This window comes from Gloeomargarita sp. SKYB120 (assembly GCA_025062155.1).
Classification (GTDB): Bacteria; Cyanobacteriota; Cyanobacteriia; order Gloeomargaritales; family Gloeomargaritaceae; genus Gloeomargarita.
Map to the genome: position 1 here is coordinate 1 of JANXAM010000086.1, position 554 is coordinate 554.

Sequence of the window (554 nt, forward strand, 5' to 3'; positions counted from 1 at the left end):
TATGCCCCTTTTAGTAAACAATCACCCGTTTTAGACCCTTGCTGGAGCCAGCGTTATAAAGTAAAATATCCGACTTTGGTACTTGGCTCACTTCGACAAGCGTCACACCGCCTAAAACAGCTTCAATGGCTTTCTGACGCAGATCCGTGCTGTATAACTTAGCCATATAAAAGGTTAACCTTAACTTAACCATCAAAGAGTTCTTAATTTAAGCTGACCGTTTGTATGCTATGTGTGTGTATAAACACGGGTAAAAGGGCCAATAGCGTGTGACTGGGCATAGGTCAGTTTGCAGAAGCTTAGTTGTAGCATTGGTAACAATTTTATCTTTGTAATCTTTTTGAATAATTTAGGAGTTAGCTGGCGATGAGCGTAGAACTTATGGATCATTGGAAAGTCGTCCTGCTGCTGGAGCGAGCGGCGCAGGCGTTGGTCCTAACTGATGAACAGGGGCGCTGGTTGTGGGTCAATCAAGCTACTGTCGAACTGCTTGGCCATTCTCATGCAACGCTAGTGGGGTCTAACGGCAGCGATCTACTCCCCGATTGGCCCGT

The 554-nt window shown here is 45.7% G+C and carries 1 protein-coding gene; it reads right to left on the reverse strand.

The window, feature by feature from the left end; translation table 11 throughout:
- Nucleotides 1–10 precede the first annotated feature (10 nt).
- Nucleotides 11–166 carry a hypothetical protein gene (locus tag NZ705_12520; GenBank protein MCS7293766.1) on the reverse strand — a complete coding sequence of 52 codons (156 nt, stop codon included), beginning with the start codon at nucleotides 164–166 and terminating at the stop codon, nucleotides 11–13.
- Nucleotides 167–554: the final 388 nt, after the last annotated feature.